Origin of the sequence: Mycobacterium mantenii, assembly GCF_001667865.1 — a bacterium.
GTDB classification, from domain to species: Bacteria; Actinomycetota; Actinomycetes; order Mycobacteriales; family Mycobacteriaceae; genus Mycobacterium; species Mycobacterium mantenii_A.
This window is the reverse complement of sequence record NZ_LZJP01000013.1, coordinates 239,520-262,379: the sequence shown is the minus strand read 5'-3', so window position 1 is coordinate 262,379 and position 22,860 is coordinate 239,520. Positions and strand designations below refer to the sequence as shown.

At 67.8% G+C, this 22,860-nt stretch carries 22 protein-coding genes and 1 tRNA gene; 8 read left to right on the top strand and 15 right to left on the bottom strand.

Annotated elements, in window-relative coordinates:
* A partial coding sequence (locus A5688_RS03200) for a pyridoxal-phosphate dependent enzyme (protein ID WP_120312449.1) occupies positions 1 to 886 on the bottom strand: 886 nt, incomplete at its 3' end.
* Positions 887 to 958: 72 nt separating this feature from the next.
* Entirely contained in the window at positions 959 to 2,026 is a 1,068-nt protein-coding gene (locus tag A5688_RS03195; protein WP_067834718.1) for an alpha/beta hydrolase, read from the bottom strand.
* Positions 2,027 to 2,268: 242 nt separating this feature from the next.
* Here A5688_RS03195 and A5688_RS03190 point away from each other — a divergent pair, with 242 nt between their 5' ends.
* A complete protein-coding gene (locus tag A5688_RS03190; protein WP_120312452.1) occupies positions 2,269 to 3,231 on the top strand; it encodes an SGNH/GDSL hydrolase family protein in 963 nt (320 codons plus the stop codon).
* A 74-nt stretch (positions 3,232 to 3,305) separates the two neighbouring features.
* On the top strand, positions 3,306 to 4,523 hold the full coding sequence (locus A5688_RS03185) for an acetyl-CoA C-acetyltransferase (RefSeq protein WP_067834770.1): 1,218 nt from the start codon (positions 3,306 to 3,308) through the stop codon (positions 4,521 to 4,523).
* Between the two features lie 179 nt (positions 4,524 to 4,702).
* On the opposite strand, the gene A5688_RS03180 is transcribed toward A5688_RS03185, so the two are convergent.
* Positions 4,703 to 5,554 carry a Bax inhibitor-1/YccA family protein gene (locus A5688_RS03180; RefSeq protein WP_067834722.1) on the bottom strand — a complete coding sequence of 284 codons (852 nt, stop codon included), beginning with the start codon at positions 5,552 to 5,554 and terminating at the stop codon, positions 4,703 to 4,705.
* Between the two features lie 215 nt (positions 5,555 to 5,769).
* Between A5688_RS03180 and A5688_RS03175 the strand changes: the two genes are divergently transcribed.
* From A5688_RS03175 to A5688_RS03165, 3 genes are all read left to right on the top strand, one after another.
* A complete protein-coding gene (locus A5688_RS03175) occupies positions 5,770 to 6,828 on the top strand; it encodes an enoyl-CoA hydratase/isomerase family protein (protein ID WP_067909354.1) in 1,059 nt (352 codons plus the stop codon).
* A 13-nt stretch (positions 6,829 to 6,841) separates the two neighbouring features.
* Positions 6,842 to 7,633, top strand: coding sequence for an enoyl-CoA hydratase (locus tag A5688_RS03170; protein WP_067834726.1), 792 nt, complete (start codon positions 6,842 to 6,844; stop codon positions 7,631 to 7,633).
* A 144-nt stretch (positions 7,634 to 7,777) separates the two neighbouring features.
* Positions 7,778 to 9,430, top strand: coding sequence for an alpha/beta hydrolase (locus A5688_RS03165; protein WP_431602649.1), 1,653 nt, complete (start codon positions 7,778 to 7,780; stop codon positions 9,428 to 9,430).
* A 4-nt stretch (positions 9,431 to 9,434) separates the two neighbouring features.
* Here the strand turns inward: A5688_RS03165 and A5688_RS03160 are convergent, their stop codons facing one another.
* A complete protein-coding gene (locus A5688_RS03160) occupies positions 9,435 to 9,872 on the bottom strand; it encodes a rhodanese-like domain-containing protein (protein WP_067909349.1) in 438 nt (145 codons plus the stop codon).
* A complete protein-coding gene (locus A5688_RS03155) occupies positions 9,869 to 10,483 on the bottom strand; it encodes a cysteine dioxygenase (RefSeq protein ID WP_067914024.1) in 615 nt (204 codons plus the stop codon). The genes A5688_RS03160 and A5688_RS03155 overlap by 4 nt, the downstream gene beginning before the upstream one ends.
* Positions 10,484 to 10,598: 115 nt before the next feature.
* On the opposite strand from A5688_RS03155, the gene A5688_RS03150 reads away from it, so the two are divergent.
* Both A5688_RS03150 and A5688_RS03145 read left to right on the top strand, forming a co-directional pair.
* Positions 10,599 to 11,042, top strand: a complete 444-nt coding sequence (locus tag A5688_RS03150) for a lipoprotein LpqV (RefSeq protein ID WP_067834734.1) — start codon at positions 10,599 to 10,601, stop codon at positions 11,040 to 11,042.
* 99 nt (positions 11,043 to 11,141) lie between these two features.
* Positions 11,142 to 12,206, top strand: coding sequence for a patatin-like phospholipase family protein (locus A5688_RS03145; protein WP_242660376.1), 1,065 nt, complete (start codon positions 11,142 to 11,144; stop codon positions 12,204 to 12,206).
* Positions 12,207 to 12,239: 33 nt separating this feature from the next.
* On the opposite strand, the gene A5688_RS03140 is transcribed toward A5688_RS03145, so the two are convergent.
* The 9 genes from A5688_RS03140 to A5688_RS03100 all read right to left on the bottom strand — a co-directional run bounded on the left by A5688_RS03140 (position 12,240) and on the right by A5688_RS03100 (position 20,683).
* Positions 12,240 to 13,109, bottom strand: a complete 870-nt coding sequence (locus A5688_RS03140; RefSeq protein ID WP_067914019.1) for a patatin-like phospholipase family protein — start codon at positions 13,107 to 13,109, stop codon at positions 12,240 to 12,242.
* Positions 13,110 to 13,133: 24 nt separating this feature from the next.
* Positions 13,134 to 14,024 carry a class II glutamine amidotransferase gene (locus tag A5688_RS03135; RefSeq protein WP_067914016.1) on the bottom strand — a complete coding sequence of 297 codons (891 nt, stop codon included), beginning with the start codon at positions 14,022 to 14,024 and terminating at the stop codon, positions 13,134 to 13,136.
* Between the two features lie 26 nt (positions 14,025 to 14,050).
* Positions 14,051 to 14,524: an SRPBCC family protein gene (locus tag A5688_RS03130; protein WP_067834739.1), complete on the bottom strand. Its 474-nt coding sequence runs from the start codon at positions 14,522 to 14,524 to the stop codon at positions 14,051 to 14,053.
* A 52-nt stretch (positions 14,525 to 14,576) separates the two neighbouring features.
* Entirely contained in the window at positions 14,577 to 16,208 is a 1,632-nt protein-coding gene (locus A5688_RS03125) for a long-chain fatty acid--CoA ligase (protein ID WP_067914013.1), read from the bottom strand.
* A 223-nt stretch (positions 16,209 to 16,431) separates the two neighbouring features.
* Positions 16,432 to 17,550: a YncE family protein gene (locus A5688_RS03120; RefSeq protein ID WP_067914010.1), complete on the bottom strand. Its 1,119-nt coding sequence runs from the start codon at positions 17,548 to 17,550 to the stop codon at positions 16,432 to 16,434.
* Positions 17,551 to 17,939: 389 nt separating this feature from the next.
* On the bottom strand, positions 17,940 to 18,710 hold the full coding sequence (locus tag A5688_RS03115; protein WP_067914007.1) for a DUF427 domain-containing protein: 771 nt from the start codon (positions 18,708 to 18,710) through the stop codon (positions 17,940 to 17,942).
* Positions 18,711 to 18,717: 7 nt separating this feature from the next.
* Complete coding sequence (locus tag A5688_RS03110) at positions 18,718 to 18,990, bottom strand: DUF6295 family protein (RefSeq protein ID WP_067834747.1); 273 nt, start codon at positions 18,988 to 18,990, stop codon at positions 18,718 to 18,720.
* Positions 18,991 to 18,999: 9 nt separating this feature from the next.
* Positions 19,000 to 19,755 (bottom strand): dienelactone hydrolase family protein, encoded by a 756-nt coding sequence (locus tag A5688_RS03105; protein WP_067914004.1) that lies wholly within the window; start codon positions 19,753 to 19,755, stop codon positions 19,000 to 19,002.
* Between the two features lie 121 nt (positions 19,756 to 19,876).
* Positions 19,877 to 20,683, bottom strand: coding sequence for a hypothetical protein (locus A5688_RS03100; RefSeq protein ID WP_067834751.1), 807 nt, complete (start codon positions 20,681 to 20,683; stop codon positions 19,877 to 19,879).
* A 350-nt stretch (positions 20,684 to 21,033) separates the two neighbouring features.
* On the opposite strand from A5688_RS03100, the gene A5688_RS03095 reads away from it, so the two are divergent.
* The gene (locus tag A5688_RS03095) at positions 21,034 to 22,212 is read left to right on the top strand and encodes a serine/threonine-protein kinase (RefSeq protein ID WP_067834753.1); all 1,179 of its coding nucleotides are present in this window, start codon (positions 21,034 to 21,036) and stop codon (positions 22,210 to 22,212) included.
* Positions 22,213 to 22,494: 282 nt separating this feature from the next.
* On the opposite strand, the gene A5688_RS27625 is transcribed toward A5688_RS03095, so the two are convergent.
* Positions 22,495 to 22,608 (bottom strand) — tRNA-Leu (locus tag A5688_RS27625).
* Positions 22,609 to 22,860 lie beyond the last annotated feature (252 nt).

The window sequence follows — 22,860 nt, the reverse complement described above, 5'->3', positions numbered from 1 at the left end:
CGGGCAGCAGCACCACCACGAGCGACTCCGGCCCGGCCTGCTCGGCGACCTTGAGCGCGGCGACCACCGCCATCCCGCACGACCCGCCGACCAGCATCGCTTCCTCGCGCGCCAGCCGCCGGGTCATGTCGAACGAGTCGGAATCGGAAACCGCGATGATCTCGTCGGGCACCGTGCGGTCGTATGCCTGCGGCCAGAAGTCCTCGCCGACGCCCTCCACCAGATAGGGCCGGCCGGTGCCGCCCGAATACACCGACCCCTCGGGGTCCGCGCCGATGATGCGCACCGCACCGTTGGACACCTCTTTGAGGTAGCGGCCCGCGCCGGTGATCGTTCCGCCGGTGCCGATGCCGGCGACGAAATGGGTGACTTTGCCGTCGGTATCGGCCCAGATCTCCGGGCCGGTGGTTTCGTAGTGGCTGGCCGGCCCTTCCGGGTTGGCGTACTGGTCGGGTTTCCACGCGCCGTCGATCTCGGTGACCAACCGATCGGAGACGCTGTAGTAGCTGTCCGGGTGCTCGGGCGGCACGGCGGTCGGGCACACGACGACCTCGGCGCCGTAGGCCATCAGCACGTTGCGCTTGTCCTCGCTGACCTTGTCCGGGCAGACGAACACGCACTTGTAGCCGCGGTGCTGGGCGACGAGGGCCAGCCCGACGCCGGTGTTGCCCGAGGTGGGTTCGACGATGGTGCCGCCGGGCCGCAGCTGTCCGTTGGCTTCGGCGGCGTCGATCATCTTGACCGCGATCCGGTCCTTCGAGCTGCCACCGGGGTTGAGGTATTCGACCTTGGCCGCCACGATGCCGGCGCCGTCGGGAACGACGGAATTCAGCCGCACCAACGGTGTGCCGCCGATGAGGTCACTGATGTGCTGCGCGATCCGCATGCGTTCATCGTCTCAGGCGGTTTCGCGCGGCGCACAACTGCGCTCCGCGGGTTTGCGGCGTCGGCCCGCGTCTTACTCGGTGGCCTCGCGGATGTAGTCGCCGATCTGACGCAGCGAGCGCACGGCCTCGGGCACCATCGGCGCGGCCAGCTGGAAGTCGTGAATCTGCCCGGGCCACACCCGGACCTCGGCCGGCACGCCGACCGCGGCCAGCCTGCCGGCCGCCAGCCGCGCGTCGTGCAACAGCACCTCGGAGCCCGACACGTGAATCAGCGTGCGGGGCAGGCCCGGCTTGATGTGCTCCAGCGGCTCGTAAAGCTCTTCGGGCTTCCCGTCGACGATGTTCTTCGCCGCGGCGTTGGCCACCAGGACGGCGAGCGCATCGAACGCCCCGGCCGTGAACATCGCGTCGGTCTCGATGTTGGGATGGGCCTGCTTGGGTTCCTTGGCCAACTGCAGCAGGGGCGAGATCGCCACCAGCGCGGCCGGATCCTCCCCTTCGTCCTGCAGCCGTTGGGCGAGCGTGAGCGCCAGGTAGCCGCCGGCGGAGTCGCCGGCCAGCACGATCTGGTCGGGCTGGTATCCGCGCTGCCGCAGCCATTGATAGGCGTCGTGGCAGTCCTCGAGCGCCATCCCAACCGAATTCTTCGGCAGCAGACGGTAATTGACCACCAAGATGGGTGAGTCCGCGAACTTGGACAGGGCTTCGACGAGCCTGCCGTGGGAGTTCGCCCCACAGGTCAGAAAGGCGCCGCCGTGGAGGTAGACGATCACGCGGCGGGTGCCGTCGGCGGGCAGCACCCCGGGCGCGCGAACCAGCTGCGCCGACGCGTTGGGCAGCTTGATGGTCTCGCGGACGGTGGCCGACGCCGGGATCAGCACCCGGGCGGTGAGGTCGATGAGACCCCACGGCCAGGGCAGGTTGGGGACGTGGCTGCCGACCGACAGGATCGGCCGGATGGTCATCCGTGAGGTGAGGTTGGCCAGTCGCGCGGCGACGCTGGGCCCCGATTCCAGTACCTCGACCGGCGCGCCGTCGCTGATCGCAAACTTGCGCGTCTGGGCCCGACGAGCTTTCAGGACGTCATGGGCCCGAAGGGTATTTGCCGACGTCCCCGATTCCTTACTAGGTGCGGTCATGCTCAACACTCCTACGCCTTTGTAGTGCGATACAGCATGTGACGAGGCGACCAAGCGTCTGGTTCAGTTGTTTGCCATGGCGCTCAGCCAACCCCTCGACTTCAGCTTGACAGGCGATGCTTAGTGCAACGTATGAAATAGCTGATTCGATACCAGTTTTGCTTCGCTCCGTGATCAGTTCGTTTTCCAGCCGCCCGCGCAAACCGCGAAGCCGCTCTAAACTTGGTTGCGTGACCATGCGGCTGCCACGTCGTTCGGCGATCGCCCTGGCCACAGCGGGCGCGCTGGCCTCAACAGGAACCGCCTACCTGGGGGCACGCAGTCTGTTGGTCGGCCAGGCCACTCACGCGCGCACGATCATCCCCAAGTCATGGGACATCCCGCCCCGGGCGGACGGCGTGTACGTCCGCGGTGGCGGGCCGGTGGAACGGTGGTACCGCGGCATGGCGGTAGACCTGCACCTGATGATCTTCGGCGACTCGACCGCCGCCGGATACGGCTGCCTGAGCGCCGATGAAGTGCCCGGGGTACGGGTCACGCGGGGCCTGGCCGAGCAGACCGGCAACCGAATCCGGCTGAGCACCAAGGCCATCGTGGGCGCCACCTCCAAGGGTGTGTGCGGTCAGGTCGACGCGATGTTCGTGGCCGGCCCCCCGCCGGACGTCGCGGTGATCATGGTCGGCGCCAACGATGTGACGGCCCTCAACGGCATCAGCCAGTCGGCGCAACGGCTGGCGCTGTCCGTCCGCAAGTTGCGCGCCCGCGGCGCCGTCGTGATCGTCGGCACCTGCCCGGACCTCGGATTCATCAGCGCCATTCCGCAGCCACTGCGGCAGCTCGCGCACGAGCGTTGCCTGCAACTCGCCCGCGCCCAGACCGCGGCGGTCCGCTCGGCCGGCGGGGTGCCGGTGCCGTTGGCGCAGCTGATGGCGCCGCAATTCCGCGCCACCCCGGACGTCATGTTCTCCGCCGACGGCTATCACCCCTCGGCGCCCGCCTATGCGCTCGCGGCCGATGCCCTGCTGCTCGCCCTCTGCGAAGCGCTGGGCGAGGAGGTGGAGCGTGCACCGCTGAGCCTGCCGGTGCCGGCGGCGACGCCGGTGCTCGGTCAGCGGCACACCCGCAGCAGCGTGATGTCGCGGCTGTGGCGGCGGCCGGTACCCGGACCTGCCCCGTCTTCGTGCCCCGAGGTGGGCAGCGACTAGATTTGGTCTCGCCCGTCGACCGCCCGATGGTGCAGCGAGCCAACCCCCGTCTGTGGGATCTGAAGGGAACAACCATGCCTGAAGCCGTCATTGTCTCAACCGCTCGCTCGCCGATCGGCCGCGCGATGAAGGGGTCGCTGGTCAACATGCGCCCCGACGACCTGACCGTGCAGATCGTGCGCGCCGCGCTCGACAAGGTGCCCGCCCTGAACCCGCACCAGATCGACGACCTGATCCTGGGCTGCGGCCAGCCCGCCGGCGAGTCGGGCTACAACCTGGCGCGGGTCATCGCCGTCGAACTTGGTTTCGACTTCCTGCCGGGCACCACCGTCAACCGGTACTGCTCGTCGTCGCTGCAGACCTCCCGGATGGCCTTCCACGCGATCAAGGCCGGCGAGGGCGACGCATTCATCTCCGCGGGTGTGGAGACCGTGTCCCGCTTCGCCAAGGGCAGCGCCGACTCGTGGCCGGACACCAAGAACTCGCTGTTCGGTGAGGCGCAGGAGCGCTCGGCCGCCGCGGCCGAGGGTGCCGACGAGTGGCACGATCCCCGCGCCGACGGCAACATTCCCGACGTCTACATCGCGATGGGGCAGACGGCCGAGAACGTTGCGCTGCTGACCGGCATCAGCCGCGAAGACCAGGACCACTGGGGAGTGCGCAGCCAGAACCGCGCCGAGGAAGCGATCAAGAGCGGGTTCTTCGAGCGGGAGATCACCCCGGTGACCCTGCCCGACGGCACCACCGTGAGCACCGACGACGGCCCGCGCCCCGGCACCACCTACGAGAAGATCAGCCAGCTCAAGCCGGTGTTCCGGCCCAACGGCACGGTGACCGCGGGCAACGCGTGCCCGCTCAACGACGGCGCGGCCGCGGTGGTGATCACCAGCGACACGAAGGCCAAGGAACTGGGCCTGACACCGCTGGCGCGCATCGTGTCCACCGGGGTCAGCGGCCTCTCCCCGGAGATCATGGGCCTGGGCCCGATCGAGGCGACCAAGAAGGCGCTGGCGCGCGCGAAGATGTCGGTCAGCGACATCGACCTGTTCGAGATCAACGAGGCGTTCGCCGTCCAGGTGCTGGGTTCGGCGCGCGAGCTGGGCATCGACGAGGACAAGCTGAACGTGTCCGGTGGGGCGATCGCGCTGGGCCACCCGTTCGGCATGACCGGCGCTCGCATCGCCACCACGCTGCTCAACAACCTGCAGACGCACGACAAGACGTTCGGTCTGGAGACCATGTGCGTCGGCGGCGGCCAGGGTATGGCAATGGTGATCGAGCGGCTGAGCTAGCCGTCTCGTCCGGGTGCCTCTAGTCGGGCGTCCGGGCGCTATTACCGGGCCCCCGGGCGTCGAGTGTGAAACCTGGCGGCGACACGCCGTGCGACGCCGCCGTCACGCAGCACTCGACGCCCTCAGCTCACGAAAAAACCGGCACGCCAACGGGCGTGCCGGTTTTTTCTGTGGCGGAGCTAGTCGTTCTGCAGATAACTGAGCAGACGCAGGATCTCGATGTACAGCCAGACCAGCGTCACGGTCAGGCCCAGCGCGATGCCCCAGGCCGCCTTGTCCGGCGCGCCCGCGCGCACCATCTGGTCGGCCGCATCGAAGTCGATCAGGAAGCTGAACGCCGCGATCCCGATGCACACCAGCGAGAAGATGATCGCCACCGTGCCGCCGCTGCGCAAACCCAGGCCGGTGCCGCCGTTGACGTGGAACATCGCCAGCACGAAGTTGCCGAGCATCAGGGCCAGCACACCGAACATCGCGGCGACCAGCATGCGGGTGAACTTGGGCGTCACCCGGATGGCCCCGGTCTTGTAGACGACGAGCATGCCGAAGAACACCCCGAAGGTGCCCAGGACCGCCTCACCGATCAGCGCGCCGGCGTTGGCGTTCGACACCGAGAAGTTGGCGAAGACGAACGAGATGGCGCCCAGCACCAGGCCCTCGAGCACCGCGTAGCTCAGCACGATGGCCGGGTTGTCCTGCTTGCGCCCGAAGGTGGCCACCAGCACCAGGGCCAGGCCGCCCAGCCCGCCGACCAAAGCCAGCGGCATGGCCAGCGCCACGTCGCGGGCGACCAGGAAGTAGGAGACCACGGCGGAGAGCGTCAGCACGGCCAGCGTGATGCCGGTCTTGGTGACGACGTCGTCGATGGTCAGCGGACGGGAGGCCCTGGCCTCCTGGTACGGGGCCGGGTAAGGAGCCGCGTAGGGGTCGGCGCCGTAGCCCTGCATCGGGGGCGCGCCAGTGCCGAATTGCGCGTATCCGCCCCTCTGCTTAGGCAGCGAACGAAATACCGGGTTGCTTGTCTCCCGCACCGTCGGATCCTCTCTGATTGGCTTCGAGCTGTGCGAACACAATCTCAACGATCGGCGTTGCACCCTGGTTCCCAGCGGACCTGGGCGTTTTCCGGTGGATATGGCCTCCGCCGTTGTCGTCGCGTTAAAGATAACCCTTACCCGCGGGTACCGCGGCGGTCGCGACGATCTAGATTTCTTCCTCGAGGCTGGACCGGCATAAGGGAGGCGAGGGTGTGACCGACGAATCCGATGAGGTTCTGGCCGAAGTCGAGGGAAGCGTCGGCCTGATCACGCTCAACCGGCCCAAGGCGATCAACTCGCTGAATCAGCGGATGGTCGACGCCCTGAGCACCATCCTGACCGGCTGGGCCGACGACGATGCGGTGCGCGCGGTGGTGCTCTCCGGCGCCGGTGAACGCGGACTGTGCGCCGGCGGCGACGTGGTCTCCATCTATCACAGCGCGCGCAAGGACGGGGTCGAGGCGCGACGCTTCTGGCGCGACGAGTATCTGCTCAACGCGCAGATCGCCGAGTTCCCCAAGCCGTACGTGGCGCTGATGGACGGCATCGTGATGGGCGGTGGCGTCGGCGTCAGCGCGCACGCGAACACCCGGGTGGTGACCGACACCTCCAAGATCGCCATGCCCGAGGTCGGCATCGGCTTCATTCCGGACGTCGGCGGCGTTTATCTGCTGTCTCGCGCGCCCGGCGGGCTGGGCCTGCACGCCGCCCTGACCGGGGCGCCGTTCTCCGGGGCCGACGCCATCGCCATGGGCTTCGCCGACCACTATGTCCCGCACGAGGACGTCGAGGCGTTCCGCCGAGCGGTCATCACCGACGGCGTCGAGCAGGCGCTGGCCAAGTACGCCGTCGAACCGCCACCCAGCGAGCTTGCCGCGCAACGCAACTGGATCGACGAATGCTTCGCCGGTGACACCGTCGAGGACATCGTCGCCGCGCTGCGCGAGCACCAGAACAAAGGGGCGGGTCCGGGCGCTGAACCTGCTCAAGACGCCGCCGATCTGATCGCCACCCGGTCCCCGATCGCGCTGTCGGTGACCCTGGAGGCGGTGCGCCGCGCCGCCAAACTCGAGACACTCAAAGACGTTCTGGTGCAAGACTATCGGGTGTCATCGGCGTCGCTGCGCTCACACGATCTGGTGGAGGGCATCCGCGCACAGTTGATCGACAAAGATCGCAATCCGAAGTGGTCGCCGGCGCAGCTGTCCGCGGTCACCGCGGCCGACGTCGAGGCGTATTTCGCCCCGGTCGACGACGACTTGAGTTTCTAGAAAGGCGGTTTGGATGACAGACACGGCCCCCAAGAACTACGAGACCATCCTCGTCGAGCGCGAGGAGCGTGTCGGCATCATCACCCTGAACCGGCCGAAGGCCCTCAACGCGCTGAACACTCAGGTGATGAACGAAGTGACCAGCGCGGCAGCCGATTTCGACGACGATCCCGGTATCGGCGCGATCATCATCACCGGCTCGGCCAAGGCGTTTGCCGCCGGCGCCGACATCAAAGAGATGTCCGAGCTGACGTTCGCCGACGCCTTCGGCGCCGACTTCTTCGCCCCCTGGAGCAAGCTGGCCGCGGTTCGCACCCCGACGATCGCGGCGGTGGCCGGGCACGCGCTGGGAGGTGGCTGTGAGCTCGCCATGATGTGCGATGTGCTGATCGCCGCCGACACAGCGAAATTCGGCCAGCCCGAGATCAAGCTCGGCGTGCTGCCCGGCATGGGCGGCTCGCAGCGGCTGACCCGCGCCATCGGCAAGGCCAAGGCCATGGACCTCATCCTGACCGGCCGCACCATCGGCGCGGAGGAAGCCGAACGAAGCGGTCTGGTGTCGCGAGTGGTGCCGGCCGACGACCTGCTGACCGAGGCCAAGGCCGTCGCAACTACCATCTCGCAGATGTCACGCTCGGCGGCCAGGATGGCCAAAGAGGCCGTCAACCGCGCGTTCGAATCCACCTTGGCCGAGGGACTTCTCTACGAGCGCAGGCTGTTTCACTCAACCTTCGCAACCGAGGATCAATCCGAAGGGATGGCGGCCTTCGTCGAGAAGCGCGCGCCGAACTTCACCCACCGCTAGGACGCGCCTGTGAGCGAACCGGTTTCCGCGACAAACACCGAGACGGGCCACAAGCCGGCGGACGACGTCGAGGAGTCCGCGGCGGCCGAGCCGGGCGCGGCACCACCGGTACCCGCGCCGCGAGCCGGGCGCGCGGCTCCCACCCTGCCATGGACCGAAAAGCCGTGGTGGGTGCGGCATTACACGTTCACCGGCACCGCGGTCGGCGTGGTCTTCATCTGGCTTTCGCTGACCCCGTCGCTCCTGCCGCGCGGCGCCTTGTTCCAGGGACTGGTCAGCGGATTGTCCGGCGCCATCGGCTACGGCTTGGGCGTCTTCGCGGTCTGGCTGGTCCGCTACATGGCCGGCAGGCAATCCAGCCCACCGCCGCCGGGATGGGCGTGGCTGGTGCTGGTCCCGGTCGGCCTGATCGGCATGGTGCTGATGGCGATCTGGTTCCACGTTTGGCAGGACGACGTGCGCAACCTGATGGGCGTGGAACATCTGAAGTGGTACGACTATCCCCTGGCCGCGGTGCTGTCGGTGGTGGTGTTGTTCACGGTGGTCGAGTTCGGGCAATTCATCCGCTGGCTGGTCAGATTCCTTGTCGGAGAACTGGACCGCGTCGCCCCATTCCGCCTGTCCGCAACGATCGTGGTGGTGGCGCTGGTAACCCTGACCATCACCCTGCTCAACGGCGTCGTGCTCAAGTTCGCCATGCGCACCATGAACCACACCTTCGCCACGGCCAACGAAGAGCTGAACCCCGATACGGCTCCCCCGAAAACGCCACTGCGGTCGGGTGGCCCGGAGTCGCTGGTGTCGTGGGAGTCGCTGGGCCGCGAGGGCCGCATCTTCGTGGAGGGCGGTCCGACCGTCGAGCAACTCACCGCGTTCAACGGGGCACCGGCCGCCGAGCCGATCCGGGCCTACGCCGGGCTGGACTCGTCGAAGGGCATCACGGCGGCCGCGGAGCTGGCGGCCCAGGAGTTGCAGCGCACCGGCGGGCTGCGGCGCCCCGTCGTCGCGGTGGGCACCACCACCGGGACCGGCTGGATCAATGAGGCGGAGGCCTCGGCGCTGGAGTACATGTACAACGGCAACACGGCGATCGTGAGCATGCAGTATTCGTTCCTGCCGAGCTGGCTGTCGTTCCTGGTGGATAAGGAGAACGCCCGCCACGCCGGACAGGCGCTCTTCGAGGCCGTCGACAGGCTGATCCGCCAGATGCCCGAGGCCCAGCGGCCCAAGCTCGTCGTGTTCGGCGAGAGTTTGGGATCGTTCGGGGGCGAGGCGCCGTTTTTGAGCCTGAACAACGTGCTGGCGCGCACCGACGGGGCGTTGTTCAGCGGGCCCACTTTCAAAAACACCATCTGGACCGACCTGACGTCCACGCGGGACGCCCGGTCACCGGAGTGGTTACCGATCTACCAGGACGGCAAGTATGTCCGATTCGTCGCTCGCGCAAGGGATTTGGCGCGGCCCAACGCGCCATGGGATCACCCTCGCGTGGTGTACCTGCAGCACGCTTCGGATCCGATCGCGTGGTGGACGCCGGACCTGTTGTTCAGCAAGCCCGACTGGCTGAACGAACCGCGCGGCTATGACGTACTGCCGCAGACGCGCTGGATTCCGGTCGTCACGTTCCTACAGGTGTCGGCCGACATGGCCGTGGCGGTCGACGTCCCCGACGGGCACGGTCACCACTACGTCGCCGCCGTCGCCGACGGCTGGGCGGCGGTGCTGCCACCGCCGGGCTGGACACCGGAGAAAACGGCGAAACTGCGTCCGCTGCTGCACTCCAACGAGACGAGTTAGAGAGTCAGAGCCAGCGGCGCGCGGTGCCGCCGGTGTCCGCGAACACCGGATCGACCCGCGCCCCAGCCAGTTCGCTCAGCACGCCGGCGCCGGCCAGCGCGTGGTAGCCGCCGATGACGTCGGTGGCGCGGTGCAGGCCGATGTCCAGCAGGGCGGCCGCGGCCAGGCTGGACGTGTAGCCCTCGGAACACAGGATCACCCATTCGACGTCGTCGCCGACGGCCTGCGGCAGCCTGGCCTCGCTGGTGGGATCGCAGCGCCACTCCAACACGTTGCGTTCGATCACCAGCGCTGACGGCACCTCGCCCTCGCGAAAGCGCTGGGCCTGTGGCCGGATGTCGACCAGCACCGCGCCGCGCCGCAGCGCGTCGGGCACTTCGGCGGCGGGCAGGCGGCGATACCGGCGCCGGGCGGATCTCACGACGACGTCGATGCGGCTCATAGCGATCCTTCCGGCTGGTCGGTCAGTTCGGTTCGGTTACGGCGCAACGTCTTGCGGTCGGTGATGTCGTAGTACGACATCGCTGTCAGGGGCGGCGAGTAGGCATGCACGCTCAGCGTCGGCCGCACCGGCCCCGGGCTGGCGCTCGCCGCGGCGGGCAGTGTCACGGGCACGGTGACGGGCCGCGGCGCCCACACCACGTCGTGCACCCAGCCCAGCGGAAACCCGGCCTGATCGCCGGCGTCGAGCCGACGGCGTCGTAAAGCCCTGCCGTCCCAACGGTATTCATTCAGCGATCCGGAGATGACGGTCAACGCGCCCAGCGACCCGCCGTGGTCGTGCAATTCGGTCGGCTGGCCGGGCACCCAGCTGATCAGCCAGACGTCGAGCTCCTCGTCGCCGTGGATGCGGGTGAACCAGCGCCGCGACTCGGGTATGCCGCCCTCGGGCAGCAGGTGGTCGCAGCGTCCGCTGAGCACATCGTCGGCGGCCCGGTCGGTGGCGTGGAGCAGATCGGGCACTCGCAGCCGGGTGGGGCCGGCGGACGGGGCGGAAAGGGTTCGCGGGCGCGGGGCAGCCACAGAATCCACGGTGGCGACAGACACAGACATCGGGGGAACTTTCACGCGAAAACGGACAGGGCAAGCGGCGGCGTGTTACGGCCGACAACACTCGCAAAATCCGAAGCGCTCCATCACGGCCGCCAGTGTTGCATAGATTGAGAACGTGCGCTGGTGCGGTGATCGGTCCCGGCGATGGGACGCGGTTGTTGTCGCGGTCGTGGTGACGGCGGTCACCGCGTGCTCGCAGGGCGCCCACGGCGGTGCGCCCGCGTCCCCGCCGGCGCGGCAGTCCGGCATTCCGAACGGCCCGGGGTCGGCGCCGGCGGGCTCCGTCGGCCTGTCCCCCGCCGGCGTGACAACCAGGGTCGATGTCCCCGCGAATTCGACCGAAGAGGAGTACTACCAGGCCTGTCACGCCGCGAAAGAGTGGATGGACGCCCAGCCCAAGAGCGGTGCGTCGCTGTTCGAGCCCTATTTGTCGATGATTCAGGCGTCGCCGTCGGGCACCGCGGGCAGCTGGAACGCCCCCTGGTCGAAGCTGACCCCGGCCCGGCAGGCGGCCGTGATCGTCGCCGCGCGCGCGGCCGCCGGCAACGAATGCGGGTAACTCCGCGCCCGCGATTTCGGCCGCCGCGTAATTGGGATCACGGCTGAAAAAAGTCCCCGCGCCGTCCATCAAGGGGTCGCTGCCGCGCAAAATGGATGGGTGCCTGACGAACGTCGATCAGAACCGACTCGGGTGGCACTCGCGCTCGGCAGCGGGGGCGCCCGCGGCTACGCCCACATCGGGGTGATCGAGGCCCTGGCGGCGCGCGGCTACGAGATCGTCGGCATCTCCGGGTCGTCGATGGGCGCGCTGGTCGGCGGTCTGCAGGCGGCCGGACGGCTCGACGAGTTCACCGATTGGGCGAAGTCCCTGACCCAGCGCACCATCCTGCGGCTGCTCGACCCGTCGATCAGCGCGGCCGGCGTGATGCGGGCCGGCAAGATCCTGGACGCCGTGCGCGACATCCTGGGCCCGGTCGCCATCGACGAACTGCCGATCCCCTACACCGCGGTGGCCACCGACCTGCTGGCGGGCAAGTCGGTGTGGTTTCAGCGCGGCCCCCTCGACGAGGCGATCCGCGCCTCCATCGCCATCCCCGGCGTGATCGCCCCCCACGCGGTGGAGGGGCGGCTGCTCGCCGACGGCGGGATCCTCGACCCGCTGCCGATGGCCCCGCTCGCCGCGGTCAACGCCGACCTGATCATCGCGGTGAGCCTGTCCGGCAGCGAGGCGATCACCACCCGCGAACCCGAGCCGGGCGCCACCGTCGAGTGGTTGACCCGCATGCTGCGGAGCACCTCCGCGCTGCTCGACACCGCCGCCGCCCGGTCGTTGCTCGACCGGCCGACCGCGCGGGCGTTGCTGAGCAGATTGGGCGGCCCGGCCGGCGAGTCGGACAGCTGGTCGGACGCCCAGGACGACGAGCAGCCCGCGACCGGTGACGACGCCGGCGAACTGCCCGGTGCGGGAGCCGAGGTGCCCAGACTCGGCAGCTTCGAGGTGATGAACCGGACCATCGACATCGCCCAGGCCGCGCTCGCGCGCCACACCCTGGCCGTCTACCCGCCCGACCTGCTCATCGAGGTCCCACGTTCGACGTGCCGGGCCCTGGAATTCCACCGGGCGGCGGAGGTGATCACCGCCGGCCGGGCGCTGGCGGACGAGGCGTTGGAGGCGCTGGAAGTCGAGGGCGGCCAGGATGACCCGCCCGCGATCGAGCGCTGAGCGGCAGTCAAATCAGTTGCGCGCCAAGCGCCGTCACACGCCCAGGAAGCGGGCGACGGCCGCGGCTTCGCGACGGCCCTGCTCGCGGCCGGCCATCGCCGACGGGATGCGGCAGCCCGGATCCAGCGCATTGGGCCCGAAGGCGGCCAACGAAGCGCCGTCGGCGAACACGGCGAGCGCCGCGCCGGCGAACGCCGAGATCTCGGCGGCCGGCCCGGCGCCGAACGGCGACGGAGTGTCCACGCCCGAGGGCACCAGCACCACGGCCGTATCGCAGTCGGCGGCTACCACGAGGTTGACCGAGCTGGCGACGCCGCCGTCCATGTAGTGGCGGCCCGCGATCGTCACCGGTGGCCACGCCCCGGGTACCGCGCAACTGGCGGCCACGGCGTCGACGAGCTCGACGCCGGAGTCTCGGTCGAAAATGGCCAATTCGCCGGTGGCGACGTCGATCGCGGTGAGCCGCAGCTCCCGGTCCGGCCAGTCGTGGGACGGCAATCGCCGCGCGATGACGTCGCGGCGCACCGGCGCGGGAACGGTTTTGGTCGCGAGCGCCACGGCACCGATGCGCTGCATCTGCTGCCGGGTCCTGTCCAGCGACTCCTCGTACGGCTCCGCCAGGGCGGTCAGAAACAATTCGGTGATGGTCTCGATGTCGACTCCGGAATCGATCTCGGCGGATGACGCGGCGACCTGCCGGTCGAACAGCTCGTCCAGGGAGTGGCCGCTGCTGAGCTGCGCGGCGACCGCCGAGCCTGCCGAGGTCCCGACCAGCACGTCCGACTCCGTCAACAGCCGGGCCGCCGCCGGCGACTCGTCGGCGATGCCGCGCAGAACACCTGTCTCCCAGGCGATTCCCGCTATCCCTCCACCAGCCAGCACCAGGGCGCGTTTGTTTGTCACGCCCACCAACTCTGCCAAACGGCGTCAGGCCAGCTGCCGGGTGTTCGGCAGGGCGTGCTGCGACTCCTCCACCGGCGAGCTCAGGTCCTCGCGACGCAGCAGATGTTTGGGCGGGTCCGGCAGGATCATGTTGCGGTGGATTTGCAGACCGGCATCGACATGGAAGAGTTCACCCGCGGGCAGCAGCCGCCAGCGCGGCTCGTCGTCCATCACCTCGGTGGCGAACACCACCGACGGCCGCTCACACAGATGCTCCGACCGGGCGTGAATCCGCTTGGTGCACAAGTCGAATTCGGGGTCGCGCCAAGCCGCATCGCCGGATCGGTCCAAAATATAGAGCTGATGAGTTTCCGGATATCGCAGGGCCCACACGTCGGTGGCCGTGCTCAACAGCACGTTGACCGCATAGATCAGAGCATGCTCGGCGAGCCATTGCATGGCGTCGACGAGGCCCGCCGTGATGTCGCCGTCGGCCGCCCGGATCGAGGCGGTGATCAACGCGAAGACCCGCTCGGAGTCGGTGTCGCCCAATACCAAATCGTCGGCGCCGACCTCACGCAGCCGCTCGTCGAGGATGTCCAATCCTTCAAGGACGCCGTTGTGCGCGAAGATCCGGCCGTCCTGCATGAATGGGTGGGTGTTGCGGATGTCGAGCGATCCGGTGGTCGCGTAGCGGACATGGGCGATGACGGTCGTGCCGGTCAACTGATGCGCCTCGGTCGCGAATTTGGCGTCCTGCCAGGCCGCGATCGGCTCCTTGTAAAGGTGCGGTTGGCCGTGTTGGTCGAAAACACCCAGGCCGGTGCCGTCCGGGTTTCTTCTGCTCTGTTCGGACAGGCTTTCTGGCGCGTCCAGCAGCCAGAAGGTCGCGGTGCAAGCGTGCGTCCCGGCATGCAGGCCAAAGAGTCGGCACATGCCTTCCCACGGTAGTGGTCGCGTCGTCAGCCCGTCAGCAAGGCCGACAGGTTATGCAGCGCCCGCCGCGCGTAGCCCTTCCACATCCTGCCCAGCAGCGGCAGGGCCCAGGCCGTCAGCGGCGACTTCGGGTGGATGTCCCAGCGCCAGGTGATTTCGGTGCCGGCCGCGGCCGGCGTGAAGATCCATTCGCCGATGATGTGGTCGACCAGCAGCGCCATCGGGCCGGTGATTTCGGAGAGCCGGTAGCCGAATGACCGGGGCTCCTCGACGCTGGTCAGTTCCTCGCGCATGCTGGCCCCACCGGCCAGGTGCACGATGCGGGTTTGGCCCGCCGCGTCCCAGGCACCGGTCTGCTCGCGGACTTCCGTGATCGGCGGGAACGGTCCGTACCAGCGGTGAAACAGCGTCGGAAGCGGAATCGGCAGCGTGCGGCCGAACGCGTCCTGCACGGCAACCGGGGCGACGACGGATTGATCGACGACTAGCGAATGTGCCACGGGGATAAAGCCTCTCAGCTCTGCGCGCCAATTTGCGCGCCAATTGCCTAGGTCAGTCGCGGGCTTCGACCACCCAATAACCGTGCTCGGCGTACCGCGCCCGGATGGCCTTCTTGTCGTACTTGCCCACGCTGGTCCGCGGAATCTCGTCGACGAAGGTCCATCGTTCGGGTAGCCACCAGCGAACCACCTTGTCCGCGAGGAACTTTCGCAGGTTCTCGGCGCTCACCGACGAATGCTTGGGTACGATGACCGCCAGCGGTCGTTCCTCCCATCGCTCGTCGGGAACGCCGACGACGGCGGCCTCGAGCACCTCGGGGTGGCCGATCAGGAAGTTCTCCAGCTCGACCGAGGAGATCCATTCCCCACCGGATTTGATGACGTCCTTGGCGCGGTCGGTCAGGGTGACGAATCCCCGCTCGTCGATGCGGCCCACGTCCCCGGTGCGCAGCCAGCCGGAGTCGAACTTCGATTCGTCGCGGCCCAGGTAGTAGGAGCCGGCGATCCACGGTCCGCGCACCTCCACCTCACCGACGGCGTTGGCGTCGTTGGGCAGTACCTGACCCTCGTCGTCGACGATGCGCATCTCGACCCCGCAGACCGGCTGCCCCTGCGTGCCGCGGAAGGCCCAATGCTGGTCCTCCGGGGTGCCCGGCGGGGGCCACGCCATGGTGGCCAGCGGCGACGTCTCCGTCATGCCCCACAGTTGGCGGATCTGGACGTCGTGTTTTTCCTCGAAGGTGCGCATCAGCGATACCGGCACGGCCGAGCCGCCGCAGACCACCAGCCGCAGCGACGACATGTCGTGGTCGGGGTCGTCCTCGAGGTAATGCAGGACACCATTCCAGATGGTCGGCACCGCCCCGGTCACGGTGGGCCGCAGGTCCTCGACCAACCGAACCAGCGACTTGGGGTCGAGGTGACAGTCGGGCAGCACCAGGTCGGCGCCGGCCATCAGCGCCGCGTACGGCAAACCCCAGGCGTTGGCGTGAAACATCGGCACGATGGGCAGCACACGGTCGGTGGCGCCCACGCCGATGCCGTTGGTGGTACACGCGCCCATGGTGTGCAGGAAGCTCGAACGGTGACTGTAGACCACGCCTTTCGGGTTCCCGGTGGTGCCGCTGGTGTAGCACATCGCGGCCGCGGAGTTCTCGTCGATGTGCGGCCAGTCGAACTCTGTGGACTCGCCCTCGAGGACGTCGGCGTAGCGCAGCACGGTCTTGCCCGATTCCTGCAGAACCCGGGCGTCTTCGTCGTCGCCGACCACGATCACCGTGTGCACGGTCTCCAGGTCGGGCAGCACGGGTGCGAGCAGTTTGACCAGTGACGCGTCGACCAGCACCACCTGGTCTTCGGCTTCGTTGGCGACGAAGGCGATCTGCTCGGGGAACAGCCGGATGTTGAGGGTATGCAGCACGGCGCCCATCGACGGCAGGGCGAGGTAGGCGACGAGGTGTTCGGCGTTGTTCCACATGAACGTGCCCACCCGCTGGTCACCGGTGATGCCGAGCCGGCGCAGCCCGTGGGCCAGTTGCGCGGCCTGCTGTCCCAATTCCCGATAGGTCGTGTGGCGGTAGCCATCCCCAGTGGCGGTCGTGACGGTGCGTTCGCCGTGCACGGTGCAGCCGTGCCGCATGATCGCGGTGATCGTCAATGGAAAGTCCTGCATCGTGCCGTCCATTGATGTACCGCCTCAATCTCGACACAGGACCGCCTGTGCCAATCCGCGAAATGCGGCGCCCCCGCATTCCGGCCGACCGGGTCAACGCCGTAGGCCGCCTCCACCCTAAGCCCGAATTCGGCGAGAGGGACAGCGCCCGGCCGGGCCGGGGATTGACGGCGTGGATCCCGTTCCGCCGGCGCCGCTTTGGTCAGCCAGCCGAACGCGGGCCTCGGCCCTACAACTAGGCCAGGGCCAGCTCCCACTCCGGGAGCTCGGGCAGCCAGCCGGCCACCGACATGGCCCGGTCGGTCGCGCCGAGGGAGATCTGCGGTTGTGCGGTCGAGCCGATCCGCGCCGCGGTGACCACACCGGAGTAGTCGGCGATGTAGAGGTGGGTGCCGTCGGGGCTTTCCACCACGCAGGACGGATGCTTGGAGACCATGACCTCACCGACGACTTCCTGCGTGCCGGTGCTCAGCACCGTGATGCGGTCGTCGCTGACCAAGTAGGCCCGCTCGCCGTCGCGGCTGAGCGTCATCCGGGTGAGCGAACCGGTGATCTCGGGGATCTTGTGCGTGACGACGATCTTGTTGGCCCGGGTGTCGACGACGTCGAGCACTGCGCCCGCGACCGGATCGCAGCTCGCCACGTACACCGTGCCGCCGTCGCGGCTCGGCGCCACGTCGCGGACGGGCAGACCGATGTCGACGACACCGACTATGCGCGACCGGCCGCCGACACGACGATCGTCGGACCGCGTCCGGGTCTCGATCACGGCGAGGCTGCCGCCGGTCGGCGCGTTCAGGCCGACGTACAGACGACGCCCGTCGGCGCTGATCCGCACGCATGCGGTGGTGACTCCCGGCGCGGTCGCCAGGTCGATGACCTCGAGTTCACCGGTGGTGGTGTCCAGGACCGTCACATCGGCCCCGCGAGCCGCGTTTCGGCTGGCGTAAACGTTTTTTCCGTCCGGGCTGACCGTCAGGTCGCTCACGCTGTTCGCGAGCCGATGTGTGGCGATACGCCAGTTCGTGACGACGTCGATGACTTCGATGGCGTCGTAGCCGGGGGTCGCGGTGCTGACGTAGGCATAGTTGGCGTCCGCACTGCTCATGGCCACCGCGAAGGGTTCGACCAGCCCGGTGACGGTGCTCGAGACGCGGCACGCGTTGGCGTCGATGACCGAGACCGCGTTGCTGCCGTAGTTAGTGACGACCAGCCGGCGCCCATCGGGGCTGATGTCGATGTCGCTGATCGGACCGTTGTGCATCGGGACTCGAATCACCGAGGTGGCGTCAAGCTCGAAGACTTCGCCGTCTTGATCGTCGTGCGCGGCCGTAGGGCCGGTCACATCGTTCACGCTGGCACCGCCTTTACTGTGTTGTCGGCTCTGGTGGGCGAAGTGGCGAGGCCGCCGATACATACACGGCGATTGGCCTCCGGCTCCACCGGCTCCAGCACCGAAAGGCGCTGGCGAGACTGGTTTTCGGTAGTCTACTGGCCAAAAATCACCCGACAGCAGTTCGAAATGCCAGACGTTAGCTACGTCACTCCGCGCACTTAGGTTCTGCTCAGACTTCCAATCACGCTGTACTGCAGTCGCCTACCCGTAGCGAAAGACAGGCAAACCCGCTTCCGGCGGATTTCATCTGCGCCGCTAACAGCCCATGTAAACGCCCTAACGCCAGTTAAGTTAAGAATTCTCAGGTTTGGGGCGTCGACGAGGGATAAATCACACCGGCCGCTGGGCTAGCTGAATTGCGTCTGTGGCCGCCCCAACCCGACCCCGTCGACGATGATGTCGAGTTTCTCGTTGTAGAACGCGATCAGACCGGCGATCTGGCCGACGGCCGGAAGCGGATAGTGGTAGGTCCACGCCAAGTCCTCGTGGACGGTGTCACCCACCCGCACCGACCAATAGCCCGACGTTATTCCCTTGTACGGACACAATGTCTGCGTCGCGCTGGGTTCCAGGTGCTCGAACGCGACATCGGTCGGATCGATGTAATACCTTGTCGGCAAACCTGTTTCGAACAGCAGCACGGGAGACACTGTGTCGGCCAAGACAATTCCGTCGAATTCGACCCTGATGTGCCGGTGCGAGCGCAGGGCATCGACGCGGGAATACGGGTTGCGCGGGTGACCGTATATCGGCTCGTCTTCTTCGAACCAGCGCAACGCATTCCACTCGAACCGCACCGTCCCGGCCAGCGGTCCGCCACCGTCGGTGTCGAATACCCGCGCGGCCGACACATGCGTCTGACCGGCACCCACCAGGGAGTACAGTCGCGACGGGCCGAATTGCACCTTCTGGGCGTGGTTTTCGTCGTCCAGGAACTCGGAACGAACGTCGGCCAGCGGGATGTAGTACTGGGGGTAGTAGGGGACTTCCCACACGTACCGGGCGGTGGTGGTGTCGAAGACCAGCGCATCGCCGAGATAACCACGGACCCGCCGCGGGGCGGGCTCGATCCTGCCGCGCGCGGCGGCCATCTGCGGATAATCGGTTTTGGCGGTCATCGCTAACCTACTGGTCCCTGGAGGCCAGCCCGGCCGGTGCGTGACCGATCGCCCTGCGGATGGCGTCGGCGAGCGCGAGCGCGCTCTCTTCGGTCAATTCCAGAGCCACCCGTGCCGACGGGCCGAGCTGCGGGTTGATCACGTCGATATTGACCGTGTGGCCGTAGGGAGCATGGACGGGATGGTCGACGTACACCGTCGCGCGGTTGGCGCCGAACCATCCCGTGGCGCCCTTGCCGCTGCCGTCGATCTCGACGTGTTCGGTGAGATAGGTGCACATGGCCGATGCCTAGCCTTTCAGGTAAGTGGCGAAGAACTCGTCGATGCGCTGCCAGCCGTCCACCGCGGCCTCCGGCCGGTACGCCGGCCGGTCGACGGAGAAGAACGAATGGCCCGCGCCCTCGTAGGAGTGGAACTCGTGCGGCTTGTTCAGCTTGGTGAGCTCCGCGTCCAGGGTGGCCACCGCGGGCGGCGACGGAAACCGGTCGTCGAGACCGAACAGGCCCAGCAGCGGGCAGCTCAGATTTGCAGCCAGCTCCAGAATCGGCTTCATGGACTTGGGCATGCCCTCGGGTGGGTCCTCGACGATGAAGGCGCCGTAGCAGTCCACCGCCGCGTCGAACGGCAGCGAGCAGGCCGCCAGGTAGGCGTGCCGTCCGCCCGAGCAGTGCCCGATGACGCCGAACTTGCCGTTGGCGCCGGCCACCGTGCGCAGGTACTCCACCGCGCCCGCGACATCACCGACCAATCGCTCGTCGGGCACCCCGCCGGCCGCCCGCGCCGCGGCGGCCGCATCGTCGGGCGCCGCGCCCGGTGCTTCGCGCGAGTACAGGTTGGGCGCCACGGCGTTGTAGCCGCTGACGGCGAGCCGGCGGACGAATTCCTTGGTCTCCCGGTCGTATCCGGGCATGTGGTGGATCCACACGACGCCGCCCCGCGAGCCCTGTGCGAGCGGCACGGCCTGGTAGGCCTCGATCTCGTCGCCGCCGTGGCCGGCGATGGTGATGGTTTCCGCGCGTATGGCGTCTGCGCTGGGGGCGTTCATCGCGACTCCTTTTCTCCGCTCCGGCGGGCGCTTTCCGTTGTGCGCAACCGGATGCGGAGCGCCTGCGGCAGGTCCGGGGCCGCTCCGCCGAGAACCAACGTAGCCGAACCGCGGTGCGGGTTCAGCGCCGCTTGTCGCGCACCTTGTAGGTCGAGGGCCACGACTTTCGGGATTCGTCTCCGGTCAACGGAGTTCCCATCCCGCCGACCTTGACGGCGTAGGCCTCCTTGCCGGGACCGACCTCGCGGTTGGCGTGCTCCTGGGCCAAGAAGTAGAGCTCATCGATGGTGGCTTCGTCGTAGGCGACGAACGAGGTTTCCCGCGCGACGTCGTCGATGCCGACCAGCATCCGGTCGGGCAGCAGTCGCGACGCCACAGCCGCGAGCCCCAGCAGGCCGAAGGGGATGATCCAGTAGCAGAGGAACGACAGCGGGGTCTTCGTGTCCAGCATCAGGGCGGCGGTCGTCCCGGCGGCACCCGCGGGGCCGGCCAGGATCGGCGGGATCGCCGACGACACCGTCATCCCGGCGAACGTCGCGACCCACAGCCAGCTCAGGATCGTGACGACCCGGCGGAACAGATCGGTCTTGACGACGTCGGGGGCTTGTTCGGCCGCGGCGAACTCGGCCACGAAGGGCTTTCCGACCAGCATCCCGATCAGCGTCACCAGGAAGACCCCCGCGTTGCTCAGCGGCAGTATCCACCGCTCGAGGAACGCTTCACTGAGCGTGAAGGCCAGCACGCCGAGGACCAAAAGCACTGCGACGGAGGCAAAGTCAAAGAACTGCCACTTGCGGCCCACCACGCCCCCCACGCCCAGGCTGGCGGCGGCGATCGCCAGCGCGACCAGGACGGCCGCGGGGAACGGAACGTTACCGACGAGTACCCAATACACGATCCACGGCGCGAGGCCGAACAGCATGCCCATGCTGGGTGAGTGTATGGATGACGATTTTCGGGCCCGTCGGCGGCAGGGCCAAAGTATTGGTCCACGCGAGCGATGGTCGCGGCCGGCGGCGCATCACGTTTGTCAAAAATGTTAATTCGCAACCGATTCCGCGCACTAGACGGACGGCGCGGTGTTAGCGCCATCGCCAGAAAATCCAGACGCCGCACCGACCGGAACAGCGTCAGCCCGAAGCCCTGCGCATGCCGCCCGTCCCCCGGTCTGGCGTCGTCGCGCTCCACGTCGGGCGGGTGCGAGTTTTGAGCGGTCGCTGTTCGGGTAACCGACCTCGGCACGATCGTGACCGCAGTGACACGGAGTTAGCAGGGCGAATGGACACCCGGGTGTTGCTCGCCGGGCGCTATGAGGTGCGCGGCAGGCTGGGCAGTGGCGGCATGGCCGAGGTTCGCGACGGGTGGGACACCCGACTTCGCCGGCCGATCGCGATCAAGCTGCTACACCCGGCAGTGTGCGCCCAAAGCGGCATGCGGAATCGATTTGACGCCGAAGCGCACGCCGCAGCCGCACTCAACCATCCGAACATCGTCGCGATCTACGACAGGGGCGAGCAGGACGGCAGACCGTTCATCGTGATGGAACGGTTGCCCGGGGAAACCCTGGCTCAGGAGATGGCCCGTGGTCCGCTGTCGCAAGCGCGGGTCCAGGCCCTGCTCGACAATGTCCTCGCCGCGCTGAGCGCCGCGCATCGCGCCGCTATCCTGCATCGCGACATCAAGCCGGGGAACATCCTGATTTCCGCGGGGGGCGAGAGCCTCAAGGTTGCGGACTTCGGGATTGCCAAGCTTCCGGAGGCGACCAACACGCTGACCGGTCAGATCCTCGGCACCATCGCTTATCTGAGCCCCGAGCGGATCGCCGGTGCGCCTGCTTGTGTCGCCGATGATCTCTATGCGGTCGGCGTCGTGGGTTATGAAGCGCTCGCCGGGCACCGCCCGTTCCCGCAGGAGAACGTGGCCGCGCTCGCCGGCGCCATCCTGCACGGGCGGCCGCCGCCACTCGCCGGGCTGAGGCCCGACGTCGATCCCCGGCTGATCATGGTCATCGAACGGGCGATGGCGCACGACCAAGGGCAGCGGTTTGCCAGCGCCGACGAGATGCGCGCCGCGATGCACGGCCGACGTGACGTGGTCGCAGGCGTGCAAGTCGCCCCGCCGGTGCACCCGGCGACAAAGCCGCTTACGGTGCCGGTGCCCGGCTCGCCCACAAACACTTTCGTCCCGGCACTGGTCCCTCCGACGAGCCGCAGGCGAAAGTTGCTGGGCGTTTTGGCGGTCTTGGCGGTACTGATTCTCATCCCGTTGGCACTCGCGCTTGATGCGTCGTCCTCCCACGCACCCGTTGAGCCGGCGACCACCAGCACGCCGTCGCCGGTTCCGGTCAGCAATGCCCCACCGCCGCCACCCCCGCCGGCACAACAGCCTCCGGCCCCACCAGGGCACGGTCCAGGTAAGGGACACGGCAAGGGCAACGGCGGTGGGCGGGGAGACTAAGCCCGGGCTCGCACAACAGGCCTGGCACGAGCTGCGTGCGTCCGCCCGCCTAGGGTGTCGATGGCCCATGAGACGGCATAATCATCCAATCCCCTTGCTTTCCAGGCTTTTCCAGCAGCCCACCATGCTCGACAACCCCAGTGCGGTGCCGCTACTTCGGGGTTGGCGGCGCACCGGGAGCCGGTCCGCGGGCCGTCTCCGGCGTACCTGCTGCGTTCAAGATCCAGCGTGATGTTTCACCAGCAGCGGCGTGCGGTGGATGCGGCCCGAACCGGGCCGACCTGGTGCCCCCAGTCGGACTCGAACCGACACTTGACGGATTTTAAGTCCGACAGAGCGGGTTGCCGGTGGCCAGCTGAAACGATTTGCTGATCGCCCAAAACGCCTCTGGGGAGCCGCTTTAGCCTCTGGCAGTACGGCTGCCGTACGGGCTCGGTACGACCGAGAAACGCCCCTGGGCACCGCGCTGGTGCCCCGATGCGTTCGGCTCACCGATGTTAGCTAGGTTTCGACGAACATTTCTAGATGTGTACGTGCGACCCGCGAAAGCTCGAGCTTCCAAAAGTGACATGCTCGGAGGTACGGACAGTTCCAAGGCTCCAGTCAGATACTCAAATCATCCCAAATGTCACTATCGATGGTGCAACA